Raw genomic sequence first — 24,846 nt, forward strand, 5'->3', positions numbered from 1 at the left:
ACAAATTATCACGTTAGCAAATTGATTATACATGATCAAGCATATTATTATAATAGCCGGTCTGGGTTTGAGTGCGGTTGCGGTACATGCGCAGGCAAGCAACTTTAAGCGGGTAGCCGAACAGTTTTATGCCAAAGGCGATTATTATTCTGCGGCACACTATTATGAGAAGTATTTAAGTGGAAAAACACCCAGCCATTCAGGCTATAATGCCTATGTGGTACAAAAGCAGGGCGCAACCCTGATCAATACCAGTGATCTGGGCGGTCTCGACGGCAACCTCTTATACAAAATGGGCGACTGCTATTATAACCTGAATGATTATATACATGCAGAGCAATGGTATAAACTGTTATTGAAAAAAGACTCCGCTTCTTTTCCCATGGCGCGTTACTATTATGGCATTTGTTTGCGCGCCAATGGTAACTACAATATTGCGCAGCATGAGCTGGCCCGGTTCATCCAGGAAAACGCAGCCGGCGAACAATACAACAAAAAGGCGCAGCAGGAGATCGATAATTGTGCTTTCATTCAGCAGCAATTGACGAATGGCCCCACCGGTATCAAAATAGAAAGGCTCAACAACAACATCAATAAAGAAGGCGCTAACTATGCTGCCAGCTGGCTCAACAGCAATACCCTGGCCTTTACATCAACCCGGGCCGAGGGTTATAGCAATGCGCTGTACAGCGCTGCTTTCAATAACGGCGGTTTTGGCAAGGTGGAAAAAATAAACGTGGCAGCGCCCCGGAATACCCATCTGGGAACACCCACATTTACCCCGGATGGCTCCAAAATGTTTTTCACCGGCTGGATCCTGAAGAATGGGAAAAAACTGTCAGCCATCTATATGAGCGAGCGCAGTGGCGACCGGTGGAGCGAGCCGGTGCTGATCGATGGCAAGCTGAGTGAGCAGTCATTCAACTCCCGCCAGCCGCAGGTAACGCCGGACGGCAAATACCTCTTATTCGCCAGCGACCGTTCCGACGGTATTGGCGGTTTTGACATCTGGTCGGCCACCCTCGATGCTAAGGGAATGCCCGAAAAGATCACCAATTTAGGACCCGCCATCAATACCACAGGCGATGAAGAAGCGCCGTTTTACCATGGCGGCAGCCAGTCCCTCGTATTTGCCTCCAACGGCAGAACCGGTATGGGCGGCTTTGACCTCTATTCTTCCAATGGCTATTTTAACGGCTCATGGACGGTGGCATTGAACCTGGGTTACCCGGTAAATTCAGAAAAGGATGATATTTATTTTGTAGGCCGCGGAAAGGGATTGCTCGAAGATGCGATCATCAGCAGCGACCGGGCTTCTTTATGCTGCCTGGAACTGTTCTCGGTGCATAAGAACTATAACCAGGTATTTACCGGGGTGGTGCTCGATTGCGATACCAAACAACCGCTCGAAGGCGCTATTGTAACAGCCAAAGACCCGCGTGGTAACGAGATCGCTACCATCAAGACCCAGGCTGGCGGCCGGTACACCATTCAAACAGATGCGGGGCTGGCCCTGCAGATCAGTGGCCGCCAGGACGAATACAACGATGGCCTGCTCACGGCCTATCCCTCCAAAGGCGACACCGTGTATGCCCAGGAGTTATGTTTAGCCAAAAAGCCCGATCCGTTCAAGAACAAGACCGAGGTTACCTACCAGATCGTGTTCGAGTTAAAAACAGAGATCGCCAAAGAATCATATCCATATCTTGACCTGATCGCCAGCTACCTGAAGGCCAATCCAACCGTGGTGCTGGAGATAGACGTGCATACCGATGGTCTGGGATCGGTTAAGTCGAACGAGTTCCTATCGAAAGGCCGGGCCAATGCCTGCGCCGAGTATCTGATCAACAGCGGCGTGTCGCCCAATCAGCTGTTGCCAAGAGGATTTGGCGAGTGTTGCCCGATCGAGAAAGAGACCACGCCAGATGGAAAAGATATCCCGGCGGCGCGTGAGAAGAACAGGCGCGTGGTGTTCAAGATGATCAATAACGGCACCCCCGTCAATAACGGCATCCCGATCAATGGCACGCAAACAACCAACTAAAACCGACAAACGCTCACAGGCTATCGACAAAAGAACCTGTTTGATCTGTGAACAACAGTTATAATAACGGTTCGGTAGCCCCACGCTGAACACCATAGATCCCCTCTCAACAGGGATGGCGGAAAAGTACTATAACAAAAAGCCCCCGGAATTCGGCTTGATCGAATAGACCGGGGGCTTTATTTTTGTCCGAAATCCCGGATTTTCCCGTTAAATTTATTACTGTCATTTTGCTCAACGCCACGCTGACCGCTTTTTGAATGCACCAGCACCTGGAAATTATTGCCATTTGCCAGGAATATTCCCTTTTGCGGGTGTTTCAGATTAAGATACATAGCACTAAAAAACCTTAAATTGCAATAATACCCAGCCTTTAAGGGCTTTTTTACGTAAAGAGCATAGATCATCTACATAATCAAAATTTACAATTTATGAAACACGTTTTCTCAGTCCTCTCAGTTGCCTGTGTTGCGTTTTTTACAATTTTATTATCCTCGACCAGTACTGGCTGTAAAAAAGGCGATGATGGCGCCAAAGGGGATACTGGAACGGCTAATGTTATCTATTCGCCCTGGCTGGATGTAAATTATGACGCAGTTACCAATACCGCAGGAGATACAGTTTATTACTATCAAGCAACCATTGCGGCTCCAAAATTAACGAAGGCGATAATAGATTCAGGAACTGTGAAAGTGTATCTTAACCTGGGTAGTGCGGCCAGTCCGGAGGTTTGGCCTTTGCCAATTACTGATCTGTTTCAATTTACGGGAATTACCGAGTTAGGTCTGTATTACACTGTAGGTAATATTAACCTATTCTGCGATCTTGATGCCAGCACATTTACATCAAGCGGTACGAAACATGCTCAATATCGCTATATACTCATTCCTGGCGGTGTGCCTACCGGCAGATCGGCCGTTGTTGACTGGAATAATTATGAAGCAGTAAAAAGGCAATTCAACCTTACTGACTGAGAAAATCATTAAAGAACAAACAGCATCCTGCTGTTACCTGATGATCCTATAAGAATCCGTTCTTTCCGGGAAACCGGGCATCCAGAATAAACGTATTTATTCAGATCAGTTGTTTTTTGAAATAGTTACTTGTCGGGCCTGTGCATGAACTATGCGCTGGCCCGACAGGTTAAATGGATATCCTGCAGAGGATATGATATTAACCCAATCTTCAGTTAATCAAAAACTAATTGCTATGCGTTTTATGCAAAACGCTTTTGAGGCAAAGGCAGTACAAACAGGGTGTAAGAGATTGTTGATGGTGGTAGTTGTAGCTGGTTGTTTGCCGTTAATTACCCACGCATCCGATTTTCCCGATCATATAAATAACACCCGATTTTTCCAGGATACCACGCTGGTACGAGGTAAGGTCTCAGGTACTGAAGAAGGTGGCGTATTGCCACAGGTATCTGTACAGAACCTGGTTTCAGGCAGGGGTACCTTTACCAATACACAGGGTGAGTTTGCCATTGGCGTGCGCCGGGGCGATAGCATCCGGTTCTCCTATACAGGCAAAGCTCCCCAAACCATTATTTACCGGGGCGAAAGGTTTATGGAGGTATTTATGTCGGAAGGTGGAAAAGCATTGTCAGAAGTGATCGTGACCGGTTTTCAGACCATCGAGAAAAAGAAGTTTGCCGGTGCGGCCGCGACTGTAAAAATGGATGACGCCAAACTGAGCGGCCAAACGGATATCAGCCGGATGCTCGAAGGCCGGGCTGCCGGGGTATCTGTTCAGAACGTCTCGGGCACTTTCGGTACCGCGCCCAAAGTGCGGGTACGCGGCGCTACTTCCATCAACGGTGATAATAAACCTTTATGGGTGGTAGATGGGGTGGTGCTTGAAGACATCGTAAACATTTCGAACGACCAGTTGTCGAGCGGCGATCCTACCACTTTGCTGGGTTCTGCTGTAGCCGGTCTGAATGCCAATGATATTGAAAGCTTCGACATCCTGAAGGACGCATCCGCTGCGGCCCTCTATGGCGCCAGGGCCATGAATGGGGTAGTGGTGATCACAACGAAAAGAGGAAGGGCCGGAAAGCCCAACGTAAACTATATCGGTAATTTCAGTACTTACCTGAAACCGAATTACCGCGATTTCAATATCATGAATTCTGCGCAGCAAATGTCGGTACTGGCTGAGCTGGAACGCAAAGGCATGTTGAACGCCAATATCCTCGACCGGGGCGATAACGGCGTTTATGGTAAAATGTATGAACTGCTCAATGAGCCTCTGCCCGATGGCAGTGGTTTTGTATTGCCCAATACCCAAGCTTCCCGCAAAGCATTTTTAACCCGCTATGCCCAGGCGAATACCGACTGGTTCGACCTGCTCTTCCGTAATAACTTCACGCAGGAGCACTCCCTGAGTATCTCTGCAGGAACCGATCGTTCCCAATCTTATTTTTCGACCAGTTATTATGGCGATAACGGGTGGACCATTGCCGATAAAGTAAGCCGTTACACCCTCAACTTCCGCAACAATTACAAATTCAATGATAAGCTTTCGGCCGATTTCACGACCGTAGGGTCCATGCGCAGCCAGAAAGCGCCCGGCGCCCTGTCGCGCAACAGCAACCCCGTGGATGGTAGTTATGACCGTGATTTTGACATTAATCCTTTCAGTTACGCCCTTAACTCGAGCCGCACCTTAACGGCTTTCGATGGGAACGGCAACCGCGAATATTTCCGGCGCAATTTTGCTCCGTTCAATATTCTCACCGAACTGGAGAACAATTATATGGATCTGAAAGTGTATGACCTGCGGTTACAGGGTAGCTTAAACTACAAGATCACGCCTGAACTGCGCTATGAATTTGTGGGCGCCCTGCGTTTCGTAAAATCGAGCCGCGAACACCAGATCACCGAGTCGTCGAACATGGCCAATGCCTACCGCTCTGCAAAAACATCCACCATCAGGGCCAATAACAGGTTCCTGTACCGCGATCCGGAGAACCCCAATGCAGAACCGGTAGTGGTGCTGCCTTATGGAGGTTTTTATAACCGCGTGGAAGACCAGCTCCTGAACTACGATTTCCGCAACAGCCTTAATTATAATAAAACATTCAATGATGTACATACCATCACCGCGCTGGTAGGGCAGCAGGTGAAATACGCCGATCGCCAGCAATTCAACAATACCGGTTATGGTTACCAGTATGAGAACGGCGGTGTTCCTTTTATTGATTACCGCATTCTGAAGCAAACCATCGAATTGAACTTCCCTTATTATGGTATGTCGAAAGATTATGACCGCTTCGTGGCCTTTTACGGATCGGGTACCTATACCTATAATTCCAGGTATAATTTAACCGCTACCGTACGCTACGACGGATCGAACAGATTGGGTAAATCGAGAAATGCCCGCTGGTTGCCTACCTGGAGTGTGGCCGGTTCATGGAACGTAGAGCAGGAACGCTTTATGGAGAACCTGGCCTGGGTAGACGCCCTCACGGTGCGCGCCAGCTATGGCCTGACCGCCAGTATGGGGCCTGCTACCAACTCGAGCATTGTATTGAAGAACATCAATACCAACAGAACCTATTTAACAGAAAGAGAATCGGTGATCCAGCTGGCCAACCTCGAGAACAGCGAGCTTACCTGGGAAAAATTGTATACGACCAACCTGGGCGTGGATGCAACGATGCTGAACAGGCGCCTCAATGTCAGCGTAGACGTATACAACCGCAACAGCTTCGACCTTATAAGCCTGGTGAAAACCTCCGGTGTAGGCGGGGAGCCCTATAAAGCAGCCAACTATGCCGATATGGAATCGCAGGGCGTTGAATTACTGGTGGGCTATTTGGTATTGAACAATAAGAATTTTAAATGGCGCACCAACCTCACCGCCGGTTACAATACCAATAAAATTACCAATGCCCGTAATGAACCGCTTATCTGGGACCTGGTAGCAGCGGAAGGCGGCAATAAACAGGGATACCCCGTACGCAGCCTGTTCTCGATCGACTTCAAGGGACTGGAACATTTCACGGGTACACCCCAGTTTGTTGATGAAACCGGTAAAGTGGGCAATAATGTGTACCTGCAGGATCAGAATACCAACTTCCTCGTATATGAAGGCCCGGTTGACCCCCGCCTTACCGGTGGTTGGTTGAACAGCTTCAGCTACAAGGATTTCACCCTGAGCGTATTCATTACGTACCAGGCTGGTAATAAGATCAGGTTATATCCTGCCTTTAGGAATAGCTATTCAGACCTGGATGCCATGCCCAAAGAGTTTTATGACCGGTGGACCATGCCCGGCGATGAGCAATTCACTACGGTTCCTTCGATCCTGGGTGCTTTCGAGCAGTCGAAACTGGGAGGTTCTACCCCTTATAACAACTACAACTATTCAACCGCGCGCGTGGCCAATGGCGATATGATCCGGTTAAAGAATGTGTCGTTCACCTGGCAGGTGCCTATCAGAATAATCAAGAAGATCGGCCTCAATAGCCTGGCTTTGCAGGCGGTGTCGAATAACCCCTGGCTGATCTATTCTGATAAAAAGTTAAAGGGACAGGATCCTGAATTTTTCAATACCGGTGGTATTGCCCAGCCCGTTCAGAAACAGTTTACGTTCTCATTAAAACTGGGAGTATAGTTCATTAGTTCATAAGTTAATAAGTTAATGAGTTAAAATGACTAAGGAACTGAATAACTAAAGGACTTAATTAACTAAATAACCGAATTACCAGATGTCTAGAAAAATAATAAATATCTTTTTTTACACTTTGCTGTTGACGACAGCAGGTTGTAAAAAGTTTCTCGAAAAGAACCCTGATAACAGGGCCGCTGTAAGTTCACCCAGCCAGGTATCGCAATTGTTGGGAACAGCTTATCCGCAGGGAAACTATATGGCCTTTACGGAATCCATTTCAGACAATGCAGCCGATAAAGGAAGAGGCGGGCAGGAAAGGACCAATGTTGATCCCTACTTCTTTCGCGATGTGGCCGATAACCAGCAGGATTCGCCAGAGAATTACTGGAATGCCTGTTATACCGCCATTGCAGCTGCTAACCAGGCATTGGAAACCATCAAGAATGCAGCTGATACCAGCTTGTACAGTGCCCAGAAAGGCGAGGCGCTGGTTTGCCGCGCCTATGCACATTTTATGCTGGTCACCTTGTTCGCAAAAGTGTACGACCCCGCTACAGCTGCACAGGACATGGGTATTCCATATGTTACCACACCCGAGAATGTGGTGTTCAAAAATTACGACCGCAGAACGGTAGCTTATGTATACCAGATGATAGAGCAGGACCTGGTGCAGGGCCTGCCATTGATCGATGATACCAAATACACCATTCCCCGCTACCATTTTACCAAAGCAGCCGCCAATGCGTTTGCTGCCCGCTTCTATCTCTTCAAGCAGGATTACGCCAAAGTAGTTACCCATGCCAATGCCGTATTTGCGGCCGGCAATATCACTTCTTTGCTGCGGCCCTGGAATACAACTTACCGCACCATGACGCCGCAGGAGCTGTTTGCCATCTATCAGAAAGCAACGGAGCCGGCTAACCTCCTGCTGGTGGAGACTGTCTCTAACTGGGGACGTGATTATTACAGCGTGCGTTATGGCATGAATTCCGCAAAACGTGATGAAGTGTTTGCCTCCGAGCAATTATTCAGCGATACTTCCGAATGGGCTTTCAGGTACCAGACCTATACACTCGGCACGAACAACTATCTGATCCCAAAGATCAATGAATACTTTGTGCGCAACTCCGTAAATGCCAATATCGGCTTACCCTATGTGATGGTGCCTTTATTCACTACGGAAGAAGTATTGTTCAACAGGGCAGAAGCCTACATTTACCTGAATAACGTCAATGCCACCCTGCAGGACCTGGATACTTATGCCAGCACACGCATCGTCGGGTACGATGCTGCGAATCATAAGATCACCCCGCAAAAACTGCAGGACATGTACGGTTCAACCAATGTTCGCCTCAATGCATTGAACGCATTGCTTAGTTTTAAACGGGCTGAATATGTGCAGGAAGGAATGCGCTGGTTCGATCTCTTACGCTATGATATCGAAGTTAAACATACAACAACAGATGGACAAACACTGGTCCTGGAGGCAGGATCGCCCATGCGGGTCTTCCAGTTGCCCGAGTCGGTGAGGTTATCAGGCATGCCTTTGAACCCGAGATAAGTTATAAGTAAAAAGTACGATAAACAATAAACAGCATCTGATATGTTCAAACATAAAATATACCTTGTCATGCTGGCGCTGGTGGTTTTTGCGTCGTGTAAAAAGGAAGATGACCTCGGCGATGTGAGCAATATTCCCGGCCTCGGCGGCGATACCTGGGCTACTACGCCGATCGATACGTATATCATGAACAATTTTACCACCCCTTTTAATGTGTCGGCCAAATATAAGTATGACCAGGGCGAACTCGATTTTGATAAGACCCTCACGCCGCCCCGCGAGGAAAAGATCATCCCGGTGCTCAGCGCTATAAAAAGAGTGTGGATCGATAATTATGTGGCGGAAGCCGGCAAGCTGTTCATGCAAAGATACATTCCCAAATTCTTTGTACTGGTAGGCAGCGCCAACTGGAATATCGATGGAACCATCACGCTGGGTACAGCGGAAGGCGGCCGCCGGATCGTATTGTATGTGCTGAACGATTTCAGGGTAAAAGGCGATCCTGGTTACAGGGCCGGCGATACCACGAATATCAAAATGATGTTCCATACCATCGAACATGAGTTTGCGCATATCCTGCATCAAACGGTTATGTATCCCGAAGATTTCAAGCGTATTTCGGTAGGTGACTATACTTCCAACTGGAACAATATTGCCGATTCGGAGGCAAATGAGAAAGGATTTATCAGCGCCTATGCGCAAAGCGCCCCTGATGAAGATTTTGTTGAAATGATCTCTTTGATGCTTGCCGAAGGCAAAGCCGGGTATGAAGCATTCGTGGCCGGCATAAACAATGCAAGCGCCAGGGATAAACTGCGCCAGAAGGAAGTGATCGTCGTAAATTATTTCAAAGATGTGTGGGGGATCAACTTCTATAGCCTGCAAACCCGTACCCGTAATTCGATCAATGCGTTGATGTATTAGGGCGGGCAAGCGACCGATCAATCACCAATAAAGAAACAGGTATGAACAAAAACCTTTTATATATTTTTCTCGCTATAACCCTGATGGCCTCCTCCTGCCGGAAAGACGATGATTATGTATTTGACAGATCATCTGATGAGCGGCTCAATGAAACCCTTGGCAATTATCAGAAGGCGCTTAGCAGTTCACAATACGGATGGAATGGTAATCTTACCACCGGCGATGGCGGTACCTATCGCTTCTATTTCAGCTTCAACGACAGCAACCGGGTGGTTATGTTCAGTGATTTCGACAGCACCACCGCTACCGTGCTCAGGGAAAGCAGTTACCGGTTAAAAGCTTTACAACAACCCAGTCTCATCTTCGACACCTATTCATATTTGCATATCCTCAGCGATCCGGATGCTGCTGTAAACAATGGCACCTATGGCCAGGGGCTGAAAGGCGACTTTGAATTCCGGGTAGATACTGTTACCGCAGACAGCATCAGCTTAACCGGCCGCTTCAACGGCAGCAGGCTCAGCCTGCGCAAGGCAGCGCAGTTTGACCGCACGGTATGGGTGAACAAACAGGTAACCAATGGGGTCGTAAAATTCAAGGACTACTGGAAGTTCCTGTCGTACTTCAAACGGCTGAACTATGCCGGCACCCAATACGAATTACAGTTCGATACCACATTGAAGAAAGTAACTGTATCCTGGATGGTTGGCAGCCAGGCGCAAACGGTTACCCGGGGATATTATTTCTGGGCAAATGGTGTATATTTCACCGATCCTATTGTGAACGGTGCAGCCACAATACCCGGGTTCTCTATTAACAGTTTCGATATGGGTGCGCAGGTAATGAGTGTAGGGGTGAATGCCGCTGCGGCTACCATCACCAGCGCTACCGCGCCCATCAATCCCGATGTAAAGAATGCGGTCAACCGCTGGTGGAGCAGGGGGGCTACCAGTGATAATTTCTGGGTATCGTACACCGGCTTTCATATTAACGGCGTAGATGATGCTTATAACATCAGATCGCTCAGGAACGATACGGCCAAATTCGAATTCCTGTTGTATAAAAATAATACGGATGGAGCCGATGCTTTCTTTACCATTTACAGTGATACCGCCGACAATTCATTTGCGGTGGTATCTGGCTCATGGGTGAACATGACGGTGACCGCTTCTTCGGGCCGCGCCCGTTTCAATGAACTTGAAGTACGCGCCAATTCTCCATGGCCGGCGGGGCCGGCGGATAATACCCGCCAGCAATTGTATAATCCGGCCGGTTATTATTTCGTACAAAGCAGTGACCGCACATTCGATATGGTAAGTATTGCCGATCCGAAGATCTGGATCTCCTGGATCTGGGAGTTTGATTAATAAAGCACCTGAATAGCAAAGGCCCCGGCGAAACCGCCGGGGCCTTTGCTATCTATCTATACCCGGCAAGAGTGTTACGTTCGATACGGAATTTGCCAGACTTAGCCCTGGTTATATTGCTTGGTGTCGAAACGGCATACGGCCAGATATTGGATACTGTCGTGGACAACTTTAACGATGGTACGTGATGACCATTTTAAATGCGACTCAACTTTCCAAATATTCACACATTGACACGGTTTCCAATTTTAAATTTTTTCGCATAAAGATATTAGTTACCTTTACAAAGCTATTGTAGAGCGCTCTATAAATCCGTTACTTAATTAAAAATGGTCAACAATAAACCGGCCATTTATTAAACCTTATAATCATATTATGAAAAAAATTACATTTCTTGCTTTTTTACTATTTTGTGGCACTACGTATGCTCAAGATTATGTTTATACAATTGATTTATCTTATGACCAGTCTTTAAGCACTACTGCCTGTAATGTGTTTGCAACCACCACGAAAGTTGATAATTTAAATCATAAAACGACGATCGGATTTCCAACGTTTGTTGGTAATCCTGATTACTACATTAATCTTCCATGTCGGCAGATTTCTTCTACAGTAGCTGTAGGGACAGAGTACCAGATTTTGTTCCCATTTAAGGCTGGTAATACCTATGAGATAACAGCACTTTATAGAGGAGTTCGAGCTGGTAATGAAATTTTTCCAAACCTGGCGTTTGGTTTTAATGAAACAGAAAAAACACATAATACTTCTACTTCTTGTACTGGACCTCAAGCAGTAAACTTAGCTGACTATAATTTTATAGCAGCTTCAGGAGCCTCCTTTTCGTGGTTAGCAGATGATAGAACTTGCAAAACGGGTGTACTTACTAAAAGTTATGCATCTTTATCTGTCGCAGCGGTGCCTTTCAGCTTAAGTCCTAGTGCTGCTTCAGTTCAGGTCAGGACCATCCAAATAAGAGAATGGTGTAATCAGCCTGCGCTTGGAGCCGCTTCGGGTTTAACTGGCACGTTGACTGTCACAACGCCACCCGCTTACGGTTATACATTAAATTTTAACCCTGTTCCTGGTGCTGAAGAATACTTAGTTGAATGGTATGATGTTACGAACAGTGCATTGGCCGGTACATTTACTATTAGTGGACCTGGTTATTTAAATACAGCTAATATTATATCAGGGCATACCTATAGATACAGAGTACAAGCCAAAGCCCATTGCCGGTCGACCGCCGCTTTTTCTGATTGGTCACCAGAACTCCCTCCTCTTGGAGCTACCTGCGAATATGGACCCTTACCTAGTACCCTCGGGTTTACATTGCAGTGTTATGGTTGTACAACATTTAATTTGCATTGGCCTGCTGTACCGGGAGCTGTGAATTATAAAGTTGAATATACTGTTTTTCAACCATCAGGGATTCTAAAACACCCAGCGACTGTCTACACCACTGGCACATCAATTAATGCTTCGACGACTATCTTACTAGGTTCAAATTGGCACATGATTTACAGAGTAGCGGTGGATTGTGGTTCCGGATTCGGTAGTTTCAGTGATTACTCTCCAACCTACCTTCTGAAACCTTAAGGTTCTTTTGTTACTTTAATATTAATAATGTTATTTGATATAAAGGCTCCAAGCAAGGAGCCTTTATTTTTTAAGAACGGGCCCCTGTTCAGGCGAACCCGACCAGGAGGCACCGTTGTAGAGAGTCTCGACTCTGCTGACTGCAGCTTTGATTAATTTAAGAACTATGAACTTTGAAATATGAACTAAATTCTAACAGTCCCTTTTTTGCTTTTGTCTTTGTCCTTATCCTTCTTATCGTCCTTGTTCATATTAATGTTCAGGTTATGGCCGATGGTGATCTTACCGAATTCTGATTTGATCTTCATGGCCATATTACCACTGCCTGCTTTGCCAATGTATTTTTTATCGAAGCGCGGGCCATGGTCATCATTGTCTTCATTCTCTTCTTTTATCTCGAAGCTTGTTTGATTTTTAAGGTCGCCGAAATGCGTGCGGATATCAAAGTTGGCAGAAATATTATTCTCTACGTCAAGGTAGAGATTCGAAAAGCTGTTCTTTACCGTAAGGGTTTTGGTATCGTTGGCTACGCCCAGTTTAACCACATCACAATGTTCAAATACTGCATTTACTGCGCCGTCGAGATTGTCGATACTGACCTTGGAGAATTTAACTACAAGACTACCGCTGCTGATACTGCCGATAGTGCCTTTGCCAAATTCAATTTCCACTTTCTTTACATGGGCCAGCTTGCCGGCGGTTAAGCTGCCAAACTTGCTTTCAAGCGATATTTCACCTTGATAGTCGCCGATACTCATGGGGCCAAACTGGTTCTCTGCCACCAGGGCGTTCCGTGCCGGCACATAGATGACATAGTCAATATGAAAGCTTTGTTTTTCGCCTTTGCTCCATTTGGCGTCTTTCTTTTTATCGAATTTTGTTTCAAAGTATACGCCGCCGCTGTTTTTACCATCTTCGATGCTGATATGATCGAGGATCGCCTGTGCCTTTTCATCGGTGCTGGCTTCGGCGGTGATGTTCACTGTAGCTTTTACTTCATTTTTATCCCAGGTATTTATCTGCATTTCGCCGAACTGGTTCTTGAAAGAGATCTTATCGCTGCCGCTTACGTTATAGGATTTGGTATAGGTTTTCTTTTTTTCTACCAAAGGGTCTCCTGCAAATAACTGTACCGTTGGTATCAGGCAGGTAATGAGTAAAAGGGTGCTATATCTTTTTAAATTGGCTGTCATGATTGTCACTTTTTGATGCTTTGATTTGATTAATAATACTTAGTTGCTGATTGAGGATCTCGGTCTGCAGCCTCAGGTTCTCAATCATGGCTTCCAGTAATTGTTCCCGGTTGGGATTGGCCGGTAGTTCTTTTTTCAACGCGTTATAAGAGCTATCGAGTTTATTGATATCCGAAACAAACTTTCTGTATAAAGTGGGGTTCTCTTTTTCAATGGCCTTCAGTTCATTTTGCTTGTCTTCAATAAGCCGGGTGAACTGGTATACTTCCTGCGCATAGTTGGGATTGATCTCTTTGAGCAGGGGGTCGTTGCTTACCGGCGTATCGGAGCGATCCCCTTTTTGTACTACGCCCGTATTGTTGCTGGTATGACGGTTGGTTAATAAGCTAAAGATACCTATGCCGGCCAGTACGAGGATGGCGGCGGCGGCGGTCCAGCGAAGCAGGTTGAGTACAATTAATTTCCGGCTTTTAGAAGTTTGTGTTTGTGCGGTGGGTTTCTGTTCAGTTAATTGTTGCTCCAGTTTTTGCCATACCTGTTCACCGGGTTCATCTGTATCGAACTGGTCGCGATTGTCACGAATAAATTGTTCTAAACCTTTACTCATTGTCCAACTCCTTGTTTAATTAATGTCAGCAGTTTTTGTTTGGCGCGTACATACTGCGTACGTACGGTATTATGCGAAATATTCAGTATTTGTGCTATTTCTTCATGATCATAACCTTCCAGCAGGTATAAGCTCAGCACCGTTCTATAGCCATCGGGCAGCCGGGTGATCGTTTTTTTAACTTCATCCACCCGGTACTGCATCTCTTCTTCGTTTACCGGTTCTTCATCAGCAACAGCCTGCAGTTCGGAGCTTTCCAGGTCAACCAGGTAATTCCTGCGTTTGCGCAGGATATTGATCGATTTATTGATAACGATCTTTTTCAACCAGGCGCCAAAGGTGCTGCGGTAGTGAAAATCATGCAGCGAGCGGAATGCGTCCAGAAAGGATTCCTGCAACACATCCTCCGCATCGGCGCTATTGTTTACAATACGTAAACTGGTGTTATACATCGCTTTGGAATATTGCCGGTACAGCGCCTGATAGGCTTTGCCATCGCCCAGCCTGCAGCGTTCTACCAGTTCATCCCGGATAATGTTTGCAGTCAGCTCCAAAATGATCTGTTTAGATTGTTTTATATAGAGACATACGATTTAGCCACATGTTGCATGGCAAACCATGTTTGTTTGTGGTTTGTGGTTTACGGGTTTATGGTTGCTGCCGCGCTGTGAAGCGGTTGACCGGTTTCAAAATACTGGTTATCAGCCGAGGAGCTGGTGCCGGAAAATGAGGGGTGACGAATGAAATAACCACAAACAACAAACTACAAACCATAAACCTGCCCCCTTTTTCATTAGCAAATCAGCACATTAGCGTATTAGCAAATTAGTTTTTCTTACTTTTAGCTTAATATCGAAAATCAGTTTAGTCATGGGTACCAGAACCGATTTGTTCACCAGCCCGGATTACTTCTTATTGGATGAGCTTTTGAGCGACGAACAGAAACTTGTCAGAGAATCTGTTCGTAATTACGTAAAAAAAGAAATATCCCCCATCATTGAAGAGTTTGCACAGAAAGCAGAGTTCCCCGAACAGATCGTTCAGCAAATGGGTGAGCTCGGTTGTTTTGGCCCTACCATTCCCGTGGAGTACGGCGGCGGCGGGCTCGATTATATCAGCTATGGCCTCATGATGCAGGAGCTGGAGCGGGGCGATAGCGGCGTACGGTCAACCGCTTCTGTGCAGGGATCCCTTGTCATGTTCCCCATCTTTGAATACGGCAGTGAAGACCAGCGGCGGAAATACCTGCCCAAACTGGCCAATGGTGAATGGTTGGGTTGTTTCGGCCTTACCGAGCCCGATCATGGATCAGACCCGGCCGGTATGACCACCCATTTTACCGATGCCGGCGACCATGTGATATTGAATGGCGCTAAAATGTGGATCAGCAATGCCCCCTATGCCAAAGTGGCCGTCGTATGGGCCAAGGATGAACAGGGCGAGGTGCATGGCCTGATCCTGGAACGTGGCATGAAAGGGTTTACAGCCCCCTTGACCCATAACAAGTGGAGCTTGCGGGCTTCCGCAACCGGCGAACTGGTCTTTGATAATGTAAAAGTGCCCAAAGAGAATATATTGCCGAATATAAAAGGATTGAAAGGACCGCTGAGCTGCCTTACCAAAGCGCGGTATGGCATTGCCTGGGGCGCTGTAGGGGCGGCCATGGATTGTTATGATACCGCGCTGCGTTATTCGAAAGAGCGCCTGCAGTTCGACAAACCGATAGGTTCTTTCCAGCTGCAGCAAAAAAAGCTGGCCGAAATGATCACCGAGATCACGAAAGCCCAATTGCTGAACTGGCGCCTGGGTGTATTGATGAATGAAGAAAAAGCTACGCCCCAGCAGGTAAGTATGGCCAAACGTAACGCCTGCGAAATAGCCGCCCATATTGCCCGCGATGCGCGGCAGATCCTGGGTGGCAGTGGGATCACCGGTGAATATTCCGTGATGCGGCATATGATGAATATGGAAAGTGTGATCACCTACGAAGGCACACATGATATACATTTGCTGATTACTGGTATGGATGTTACCGGTTTCAATGCTTTTAAATAACTTGCGACGTAATGAGGATTTTTTTGATCGGTTTCATGGGTTCCGGAAAAACACATTGGGGCAAACAGGTAGCGCAAAGGCTGAGTTTACCATTTTATGATCTTGATGAAGTGATAGTGCAGGAAGAAAAACGGAGTATTCCGGAGATCTTCGGCGAATCGGGTGAAGAGTATTTTCGCAACCGGGAAAAAGAGGTGCTGGAAAAGATCGTTGATGAGAACAGCAATATGGTTTTATCCTGTGGCGGCGGCACGCCCTGCTTTTTCAATAATATTGAATTCATGAAAAAGTATGGCACGGTAGTATGGCTCAATACACAGGTAGATGTACTGCTGCACCGGTTGATGCGCGAGCGTATGCAAAGGCCCCTGCTGAAAGATATTCAGGACGAAGACCTGAAACATTTTATCATCCGCAAACTGAATGAACGGCGGATGTATTATGAACAGGCGGATGTGATCATCGATAAGGAAGACGCAATATCTATGAATGACTTTATTCAAACCGTATTACATGCATAAAGGTTTTTTACTAACGGCCGCCATCCTGGGTGCACTGGCCGTAGCCCTTGGCGCTTTTGGCGCACATGGCTTAAAGAAAATTGTTCCGCCCGAAACCGTTACTACCTTTGAAACCGGGGTGCGTTATCAATTCTACCATGTATTTGCATTATTGGCCGTAGCTATCTTATTTGGAAGCTTCCCCGGCAAGAATCTGCAATACGCAGGCATCTGCTTCATCGTTGGAATAATATTGTTCTCAGGCTCTTTATATGTGTTAACCGCATTACAGGCTACAAAAACAGTGGGCCTGCGCGGCATAGGCGCCATCACGCCTATTGGGGGGGTATTCTTTATTGTAGGCTGGATCTTTCTGTTCCTGGCAATTCTAAAGAAAGGCAGTGTATAGTTTATCGTTTGTGGTTTATCGTTTATGGTTCTTAAACGCCGTTGGCTAATTTCTTAAGAATCCTGGGAATTGCTGAGGCCGGCAACTAATAGTGAAGCCCGAACGCCGGCCTAACCACAAACCACAAACAATAAACCACAAACCTAGATCGGGGCTTCGAATGTAAGAACACAATTCTTATCAGACTCTATCTTGAACGACCCGTCGATACTTTCCATACGGCGGCGCATATTGCTGAGGCCATTGCCAAAACGGCGCAACTTGTCGGCATCGATGCCCACCCCGTTATCAGCCACCTTTATCATCAGCCATTTATCACTGGTTGAAATAATGATCTGGATTTGCGTGGCCTGGGAGTGTTTCATGGCATTGTTCAGCGCCTCTTTAATGCTCAGGAAAATGTTCCTTCTTTTTTCCCCGCTTACTTCTGCCTGCGGGATCAGGGGGGGCAGCTGTACCTTACATTCAATAGGGGTTGAGTCGAAGTATTCGATCGCATGCGCCCTGATGTAAGCGATCAGGCTTTCCAGGGTGTCGTTGCTGCTTTTCATGGTCCAGATGATGGTATTCATCTTGCCCAGCAATTCATTGGCTGAGTTGGAGATCTTTTCCAGCTCAGGCACCACATCGCCTTTCAACCGGCTTTTCATGATCTCGCTCATGAGGCGGATGGCCGTAACGCCCGATCCCAGTTCATCGTGCATGTCGGCCGAAATGCGGTTACGTTCTTCCTGCTTGGCGGCCATTACTGCCATTTGTTTATCGAATTCTTTGCGTTCATTTTCCAGTTTCAGGCGCTCGCGCTCTTTTACCCGCTCAATGATATCGCGCCGGTTCTTATAGGCCAGGCCCGATAAAAAGAAACCCAGTTCTAATACCAGTCCGAATTCGTAATAGAAGAGGGCGCGGTTGAATACAGAAGTAATATCGTCTTTAACCAGCTTCCAGCCAGTAGTAATGATGATATACGAAATAACGGAAAACACGACCAGCGAAAAATTACCGGCTGCCAGGTAATTGAGCAGCGTATTTTTCTTTTTAATGCTATACACGATAAAGAACACACCCGTTAAGAAGAAAACCTGTTTTATGATGAAGTTCTCCATGATGTTCAACAGGATGTATTTGTCTGTCAAAAAATACACAATGGAGAACACAATACAGGCGCCGATCAGCAACAGGGAGAAAAAATGCAGGCATTTATCTAACAGCGGGTAATTCTCTTTACTGTTAATGAATTTACGGATGAATATCTGGTACATCACTACGCTGCCCGTCATGATCATAAAGTCGAGGTATTCCTCATAAAAGTAATTGAAGGGTGTAGCGCTGTAATTGAGATATGATTTCAGGAAGAGCAGGGAACAGGTAAGAAAGGTATACCCTGCATAAAAAATAAATTCTTTATTACGGCTTTGAATATACACCGCGAGCGAATAAAAGATCATGAAGAGCAATATGCCTGAGACCGTATAGGTGAATACATCGAGCATATGATCGCGGTCGCGCTGGCTCATATTCCACTGCGGCAGGTAATCGTACCTGATGATGCGCGGGGTAAGCGAGTTGATGTTGGTGCGCACGAAATTGAAGCGGCAGTAATAGACAGCCGTTTCATGCGGCTGCAGGGTGATCTGTTTTACCCCGTGTGACCGGTCATCAGTTGTAAGGCTGTCGGGTAAACGCGTAAAGCTGCCGCTTATATCATCGGGCCGGGCTTTGAAAAGAATAAAGCTCCGGCAAAAATAGGCGGGCGTAAAACAAACCGTAATGGCCGTATCGTGGGTGTTTTTCAGAAAGAATTGTAAGAAGCAATCGCGTTCTATGAGTTTTCCCGGCAGGTCATGGGGCAGGTAATTACCGGGGTTATGGTTGAAAGGCAGTTTATAGATGTCGGCATCCGGAATTTGATGTTTGGGTTGTGAACTGAACAGGGAGTATTTCCCAATAGGCTTATGATAACGGATAGCGGCCACATCAATGATCATGGAGTCGGCCCATTGTGAATAACTATTGGTCGTAAAACAAAAAAGCAGGATATAAAAACATGTATGTTTGATGGCCTTGTGAAAAGGATGATGGCGTGTAGCGTTTGTGGATACAAATCCAGGATGGCGATTAGTGCTCATAAAGTGCCCCGGTTTGCACCGGGAAGCGTTAGTTTCGAAGGGTGAATGTACGAAAAAAGCACAATGTGCTCATGTGATAATTAGCTAATGGGCTGATCCGGCTGCCGGTTATCAGTTGCCGGGAACACAGGTTCAGGATCAGCGATGTTGAAATACTTAGTGGTTTCGGTTTTAAGGTCCGGTAACCGGGGGCCGGTAACCGGTAACCTCTTCGAAACTTAACAATTCTCATAGGTGTGAACCCATCTTATACTTTGATCCTTATTCCCTAAACTACTTATCTTTGCGAACATGGCCAACCGCTTAAAAGCAGATAAAGCAGAAAAGAAAAAGCCAGCTAATCCGGAAAAATTCAAACCTGAAAAGGAAGCTCAGGTTACGGTAAAACAATTGGTAAAAGACGAACGTACCCATAAAATTGCTGGTGCTTTCGCCTTATTGATCAGCCTTTTTTTATTCATCGCCTTTGCATCTTACCTGTTCACCTGGAAGGAAGACCAGGATAAGGTATTCCGGGGCGCTGCCATCCTCTTGCCGGGTGAAGAAGTAAAGACCACCAACCTGTTGGGAAACCTCGGTGCGTATATCTCACACCTGTTCTTTTTTAAAGGTTTCGGCGCTGCTTCCTTTATGTTCTGCAGCCTTTTTTTCGTAATTGGCGTAAATGCCTTACTCGGTTCCAAAATATTTTCGCTGGGGCGCAATCTGCGCTATGTGATAGTAAGCCTGGTATTTTTCAGTGTTGTATTTTCCTTTATTTTCAGCAGCAGCGCTTTCGCCTGGGGTGGGGCAGTTGGTGATATGTGCCGCGACTGGCTGGTTCGGATGATCGGCAGTGTTGGTACCGCTGCCTTGTTACTGGTAGCCGGACTGGCGTATATCATTTGGCGTTTCAACCCTGTGTTCAAAGCACCGGCTTTAACCAGGCCTAAAACGGAAGAACCTGCGAAAGTGGTAGCTCCGGTGCTGGCGAAAACGGAAGATACTGCAATGCCTGAGGTAAAAACTGCAGGTAATAAACTGAAAGACGGGGTAGGAGTGCTTAAAAAGTTACCTGAGACCGATACCGTGGAAGAAGAACCGCTGGATATACAACTGGTGGAAAAACAAACGCCGGTTCCTCAGCCCGCACTCGAAGAAGAAGAGCTTGAAGAAGAACTCGAAGAAGAAGAATTGCCGGAGCTTCCGGTGCAGGCAGAAATACCACCCGTGGTTGCACAAAAAGGCAAAGGTAAAAAGCCCGGTCCCGACCTGGAGCTGGAAATTAAGTCCTACCCGGAAGTGGATCAACCCGAGCCGCCTGTGGAAGAACCCAAAGTGGAACAAAAGGTCATTACCCAGGAACCCTATGATCCATCCCTTGAATTGCGCGATTATAAATTCCCTGGTCTCGAATTGCTGGAGCTGCATGGCAGTGAACGCATTATTCAGGATCCCGCCGAGCTGGAGACCAACAAGAACCAGATCATCAGTACGCTGAAGAACTACGACATCGATATTCAGAAGATCAGTGCTACGGTAGGACCAACGGTAACCCTGTATGAAATAGTACCCGCGGCAGGTGTGCGCATCTCACGTATCAAGAACCTGGAAGATGATATCGCCCTGAGCCTTGCGGCCCTGGGTATCCGTATTATTGCGCCTATACCCGGTAAAGGAACCATTGGTATCGAAGTGCCGAATGTAAAGAAAACGGTGGTGAGCATGCGCAGTATGCTCTCGTCGGAAAAATTCCAGCACAACAGTTTCAGTTTACCGGTGGCCATTGGTAAAAAGATCGATAATGAGAACTTCATTGTAGATCTCACCACCATGCCGCACCTGTTGATGGCCGGTGCTACCGGTCAGGGTAAATCGGTTGGTTTGAACGCTATCCTGGTCTCGCTCCTGTATAAAAAACATCCCTCGCAGCTGAAGCTGGTGCTGGTTGACCCCAAGAAAGTGGAGCTGAGTTTGTACCGCAATATTGAGACCCATTTCCTGGCGAAACTGCCAGGGGAAGAAGAAGCCATTATCACCGATACCAAAAAAGTTATTCATACCCTGAATGCCCTTTGTATTGAAATGGATAACCGGTACGATCTGCTGAAAGAAGCGGGCGCCCGTAACATTCGTGAATACAACGAGAAATTTATAAAACGGCGCCTGAACCCGCAGAAAGGGCACCAGTTCCTGCCATTCATTGTACTGGTGGTGGATGAGTTTGCCGACCTCATCATGACAGCCGGCAAAGAAGTGGAAATGCCTATAGCGCGTCTCGCGCAGCTGGCCCGCGCGGTGGGTATCCATTTGATCATTGCCACCCAGCGTCCATCGGTGAATATCATTACCGGTACCATCAAGGCCAACTTCCCGGTGCGTATCGCGTTTAAAGTTTCTTCAAAAGTCGACTCGCGGACCATCCTCGACACGGGCGGCGCAGAACAATTGATCGGTAAGGGCGACATGCTTATTTCCTATAACGGGGAAATCACGCGCCTGCAGTGCGCATTTGTTGACACACCCGAGGTAGACAGTATCTGTGATTTCATCGGTACCCAGGAAGGCTATCCTCAGGCATTCCTTTTGCCGGAATATGTTGATGAGAAACAGTTCGAAGGCAAGGACCTTGACCTGGATGACCGGGATTCCCTGTTCGAGGATGCAGCACGTATGATCGTACAAAGCCAGATGGGATCTACCTCATTGTTGCAACGGAGAATGAAGCTGGGTTATAACCGGGCCGGGCGCCTGATGGATCAATTGGAAGCGGCCGGTATTGTAGGCCCCAGCCAGGGCAGCAAGGCCCGCGATGTACTGGTTAAAACCGAGGCTGATCTGGAAAGGCTTCTGTCGGATCTGATCTAGGGTTACAGTTTTGTTAATATAGCGCTGATTTACAACCCGGGGTAACATTTCGCGTCTTATTATTGCCGCTAAAGCTTATAACTAATATCTTTGCGGCCTTTACCCAAAGAATAATGCATATAATGAAAAGCCTAATTGTATTTATAACTACTTTTTTTATAGCTACTATAAGTTTTAGTCAACAAAGCGATCCCGCTGCCAAAAAAGTACTGGATGCAGTAAGCGCCAAGTTCAAAACGTTTAAATCGGTTCAGGCCAGCTTTACCCTGCGTAATGAGGATAGTAAGGGCACTTTGCTCGGAACTAAAAAAGGTACTGCTTCGCTGAAAGGCGCCCGCTACCGGGTTAGCATTGCGGGAACCGGTCAGGAAGTTTTCTGTGATGGCGCCAATATCTGGACCTACGATAAATCAGCCAATGAAGTAACGATCACCAAACCCGATAATTCTGCCAATACCATCACCATGCAGAAGCTGTTCACCAATTTTTATGATAAGGATTTCCTGTACAAGCTGAATGGCGACAAAAAGGTGAACAACAAATCGGTTCAGGAAATTGAAATGACGCCGGTTGATAAAACCAAGCCTTTTCATAAAGTGTATCTGCTGGTTGACAAGAACAGCAAGACCATCTACAGCACGCGCATTCTCGATAAATCAGGCGCCGTAATGGTATATACCGTAAATACCATGAATGGTACTGCCAACCTGCCCGATAATCTCTTTGTATTTGATAAAAGCAAATACCCGGGGGTAGAGGTCATTGATTTAAGATAGAAACTGATAGCGATACTGCTTACGGTTTAATTTATAAGTTACAGGTTACAGGTTCCAGGTTACAAGGGTATAACACCCTGCAACTTGCAACTTGTAACCTGTAACGTTTAACGCAGATTTCAGGTTCAGGTTACAAGGGTCAAAGCTCCGCAACCTGAAACTTGTAACACTTTACACCAATCCTTATTACAGGAACTGTATTTCATTATCAAATTATCGAATTATCACATTATCACATTAGCTACAGGAACCGTATTGCATTATCAAATTATCGAATTATCACATTAGCTACAGGAACTGTATTTCATTATCACATTATCGAATTATCACATTATCACATTATTTTCCGCCCCACCGGTATGTCGTGATATCCAGTCCGGCAAGATCGAGCACCCGGTCGGTAACGGTGGCCACAGCTTCTTCGATGGTTTGCGGGCGGCTATAAAAGGAAGGAGTAGCAGGGCAGATGATGCCACCGGCCAGGGTAAGGGTCTCCATATTCCGGATATGCACCAGGTTATAGGGCGTATCGCGTACAACGCAAATGAGCCTGCGCCTTTCTTTCAGCACCACATCGGCAGCCCGGGAAATGAGGTCGCTCGAAACGCCGGATGCAATGCGGCCCAGGGTGCCCATCGAGCAGGGGGCGATGATCATGGTATTATACCTGCCCGAACCGGAGGCAAAAGGCGCGGTGAAATCTTTGGTCGTATAAAAAGAAACGGGGTATTGGGTGTAGTTGCTATTACCAAGTTCGGTTTCCCAAACCTGTTTGGCATTGTCGGTCATTACCACGGCAAGATCCTGCCATTGTTCTTTAATGGTGAGCAGTTTTTCTATCAGTAAACGGGCATAGATACTGCCACTGGCGCCGGTAATGGCCAACACTATTTTATGCATGGAAAAGACTTACATTTATGATGTTAAACAAAAATACAGATGCAAACATTGAAAATGTCGGTTTTGTTTTGCTGGTTAGCTGTTTTTTCATGTGCCGAAAAGCCGGCCATCAAGGCTGATGAGGGGAACCTGACAGGGCGCGGAAAGGAACTGAGCGCAGAAAAACTGCAGTGGATGACGCTGGATGATGTGGCCAATGGTTTGAAAAAAGAAAAGCGGCCTGTGCTGATCGATCTGTATACCGACTGGTGTGGCTGGTGTAAGACCATGGATAGGAAAACCTATGCGAATAAAGAGGTGAGCAGTTACGTGCAGGAAAAATTCTATCCGGTAAAATTCGATGCCGAAGGGCGCAAAAGCATTCAATGGAATGGCAAGACCTATCATTTCAATCCAGGACATAAAACCCATGATTTTGCCATCTACCTCACCAATGGCCAACTCTCATATCCTACTACCGTGATCATTCCGGTAAATGGTGAACCCCAGGCCATACCCGGTTACCTGGCGCCCAATGAGTTTGAGCTCATCGCTAAATATTTCGGGGAAGGAAAGTATGGAAAAGTATCTTTTGATGACTATCAGCGGAGTTTCAAATCAAGCTGGTAAAGAAACTATGAGGAATAAATGTAATAGGTGAAAGTGTGAGGGCGCTCATTCTTCTTTCCCGCGTTCAAGATCGTGGCGGGTAATGGAACCTGCCATGTAATATATAAAACGAAGAATCGCTATCTGTTTTATAATCAATTTGTAAACATGTGTTCTGTTTAAAATGTCTGACTGTTGTCGCCTGCTGGCAGGCGGGTAGATCACTTTATTAAATGAAAGAATATAAATAAATAATATGTCAGTGCAAACGGTTGCGTAGGTTATCCAGATTGGAAAAGGACTCAATTATTTAGTTTATTTTTGTGTTGATTTAGATCAACTAAGAAGCTTAGAAGCAAATTTTCCGAATAAGAGGACCTATACTTTGAGATATTCATACTATATTTGAATTTTCATAGGATAAGGTTTAATGGTTAATGGTATTTGATTAGTGCAGCCTCCCCTCCGGGAGGCTATTTTTTGCGCCAACCGCACCTGCGCGGCCGAATGGCCGCTTTCATTCATTTCCCGCCTCTTTATTTTCTCATTCTCCCTTTTAACAGAGGTTCTTCAGGCTGGTATAAGCTCGGGGCCGTATTGGCTTCTGGTTATCTTCGCCCATATCCCGAATATATTCCGTAGATATTCCGTACATGTCCCGTATATAAGCCCATCCTTTAAAGGAACGGGACATCTACGAGATAACTGTGAAACCATGATGTGACAAGGAGGA

18 protein-coding genes are annotated in these 24,846 nt (G+C 46.5%); 13 read left to right on the forward strand and 5 right to left on the reverse strand.

Annotated features, from left to right (window positions below; genetic code table 11):
* The first annotated feature begins 31 nt into the window (after positions 1 to 31).
* From JT717_RS19070 to JT717_RS19100, 7 genes are all read left to right on the forward strand, one after another.
* Positions 32 to 2,044: an OmpA family protein gene (locus tag JT717_RS19070; protein WP_205512511.1), complete on the forward strand. Its 2,013-nt coding sequence runs from the start codon at positions 32 to 34 to the stop codon at positions 2,042 to 2,044.
* A 431-nt stretch (positions 2,045 to 2,475) separates the two neighbouring features.
* The gene (locus JT717_RS19075) at positions 2,476 to 3,018 is read left to right on the forward strand and encodes a hypothetical protein (protein WP_205512513.1); all 543 of its coding nucleotides are present in this window, start codon (positions 2,476 to 2,478) and stop codon (positions 3,016 to 3,018) included.
* Between the two features lie 235 nt (positions 3,019 to 3,253).
* The gene (locus JT717_RS19080; protein WP_205512515.1) at positions 3,254 to 6,664 is read left to right on the forward strand and encodes a SusC/RagA family TonB-linked outer membrane protein; all 3,411 of its coding nucleotides are present in this window, start codon (positions 3,254 to 3,256) and stop codon (positions 6,662 to 6,664) included.
* A gap of 94 nt (positions 6,665 to 6,758) precedes the next feature.
* Positions 6,759 to 8,222, forward strand: coding sequence for a RagB/SusD family nutrient uptake outer membrane protein (locus JT717_RS19085; RefSeq protein ID WP_205512517.1), 1,464 nt, complete (start codon positions 6,759 to 6,761; stop codon positions 8,220 to 8,222).
* A 42-nt stretch (positions 8,223 to 8,264) separates the two neighbouring features.
* Positions 8,265 to 9,146 carry a zinc-binding metallopeptidase gene (locus JT717_RS19090; RefSeq protein WP_205512519.1) on the forward strand — a complete coding sequence of 294 codons (882 nt, stop codon included), beginning with the start codon at positions 8,265 to 8,267 and terminating at the stop codon, positions 9,144 to 9,146.
* A 41-nt stretch (positions 9,147 to 9,187) separates the two neighbouring features.
* A complete protein-coding gene (locus JT717_RS19095) occupies positions 9,188 to 10,513 on the forward strand; it encodes a DUF4302 domain-containing protein (protein ID WP_205512521.1) in 1,326 nt (441 codons plus the stop codon).
* 375 nt (positions 10,514 to 10,888) lie between these two features.
* A complete protein-coding gene (locus JT717_RS19100) occupies positions 10,889 to 12,109 on the forward strand; it encodes a hypothetical protein (protein ID WP_205512522.1) in 1,221 nt (406 codons plus the stop codon).
* Between the two features lie 185 nt (positions 12,110 to 12,294).
* On the opposite strand, the gene JT717_RS19105 is transcribed toward JT717_RS19100, so the two are convergent.
* From JT717_RS19105 to JT717_RS19115, 3 genes are read right to left on the reverse strand one after another with little or no spacing between them, the layout of a single operon-like run.
* Positions 12,295 to 13,302 (reverse strand): DUF4097 family beta strand repeat-containing protein, encoded by a 1,008-nt coding sequence (locus tag JT717_RS19105; protein ID WP_205512524.1) that lies wholly within the window; start codon positions 13,300 to 13,302, stop codon positions 12,295 to 12,297.
* Positions 13,277 to 13,909, reverse strand: coding sequence for a TroA family protein (locus tag JT717_RS19110; RefSeq protein ID WP_205512526.1), 633 nt, complete (start codon positions 13,907 to 13,909; stop codon positions 13,277 to 13,279). The genes JT717_RS19105 and JT717_RS19110 overlap by 26 nt, the downstream gene beginning before the upstream one ends.
* Positions 13,906 to 14,463, reverse strand: a complete 558-nt coding sequence (locus JT717_RS19115; protein WP_205512528.1) for an RNA polymerase sigma factor — start codon at positions 14,461 to 14,463, stop codon at positions 13,906 to 13,908. Before JT717_RS19115 ends, JT717_RS19110 begins: the two co-directional genes overlap by 4 nt.
* 316 nt (positions 14,464 to 14,779) lie before the next feature.
* Here JT717_RS19115 and JT717_RS19120 point away from each other — a divergent pair, with 316 nt between their 5' ends.
* From JT717_RS19120 to JT717_RS19130, 3 genes are read left to right on the forward strand one after another with little or no spacing between them, the layout of a single operon-like run.
* Positions 14,780 to 15,964, forward strand: a complete 1,185-nt coding sequence (locus JT717_RS19120) for an acyl-CoA dehydrogenase family protein (RefSeq protein ID WP_205512529.1) — start codon at positions 14,780 to 14,782, stop codon at positions 15,962 to 15,964.
* A gap of 11 nt (positions 15,965 to 15,975) precedes the next feature.
* The gene (locus JT717_RS19125) at positions 15,976 to 16,485 is read left to right on the forward strand and encodes a shikimate kinase (RefSeq protein ID WP_205512531.1); all 510 of its coding nucleotides are present in this window, start codon (positions 15,976 to 15,978) and stop codon (positions 16,483 to 16,485) included.
* A complete protein-coding gene (locus tag JT717_RS19130; RefSeq protein ID WP_205512533.1) occupies positions 16,478 to 16,873 on the forward strand; it encodes a DUF423 domain-containing protein in 396 nt (131 codons plus the stop codon). Before JT717_RS19125 ends, JT717_RS19130 begins: the two co-directional genes overlap by 8 nt.
* Positions 16,874 to 17,016: 143 nt before the next feature.
* On the opposite strand, the gene JT717_RS19135 is transcribed toward JT717_RS19130, so the two are convergent.
* Entirely contained in the window at positions 17,017 to 19,002 is a 1,986-nt protein-coding gene (locus JT717_RS19135; RefSeq protein ID WP_205512535.1) for a sensor histidine kinase, read from the reverse strand.
* Positions 19,003 to 19,293: 291 nt separating this feature from the next.
* Here JT717_RS19135 and JT717_RS19140 point away from each other — a divergent pair, with 291 nt between their 5' ends.
* Positions 19,294 to 21,849 carry an FtsK/SpoIIIE family DNA translocase gene (locus JT717_RS19140; protein WP_205512536.1) on the forward strand — a complete coding sequence of 852 codons (2,556 nt, stop codon included), beginning with the start codon at positions 19,294 to 19,296 and terminating at the stop codon, positions 21,847 to 21,849.
* A 122-nt stretch (positions 21,850 to 21,971) separates the two neighbouring features.
* Positions 21,972 to 22,625, forward strand: coding sequence for an outer membrane lipoprotein periplasmic chaperone LolA1 (gene lolA1 / locus JT717_RS19145; RefSeq protein WP_205512538.1), 654 nt, complete (start codon positions 21,972 to 21,974; stop codon positions 22,623 to 22,625).
* 339 nt (positions 22,626 to 22,964) lie between these two features.
* On the opposite strand, the gene JT717_RS19150 is transcribed toward lolA1, so the two are convergent.
* Positions 22,965 to 23,525, reverse strand: a complete 561-nt coding sequence (locus JT717_RS19150; RefSeq protein WP_205512540.1) for a UbiX family flavin prenyltransferase — start codon at positions 23,523 to 23,525, stop codon at positions 22,965 to 22,967.
* A 39-nt stretch (positions 23,526 to 23,564) separates the two neighbouring features.
* Here JT717_RS19150 and JT717_RS19155 point away from each other — a divergent pair, with 39 nt between their 5' ends.
* The gene (locus JT717_RS19155; RefSeq protein WP_205512542.1) at positions 23,565 to 24,134 is read left to right on the forward strand and encodes a thioredoxin family protein; all 570 of its coding nucleotides are present in this window, start codon (positions 23,565 to 23,567) and stop codon (positions 24,132 to 24,134) included.
* The last annotated feature ends 712 nt before the right edge of the window (positions 24,135 to 24,846 follow it).

Source organism: Longitalea arenae, from assembly GCF_016924755.1.
In the GTDB taxonomy this organism is placed as follows: domain Bacteria; phylum Bacteroidota; class Bacteroidia; order Chitinophagales; family Chitinophagaceae; genus Niastella; species Niastella arenae.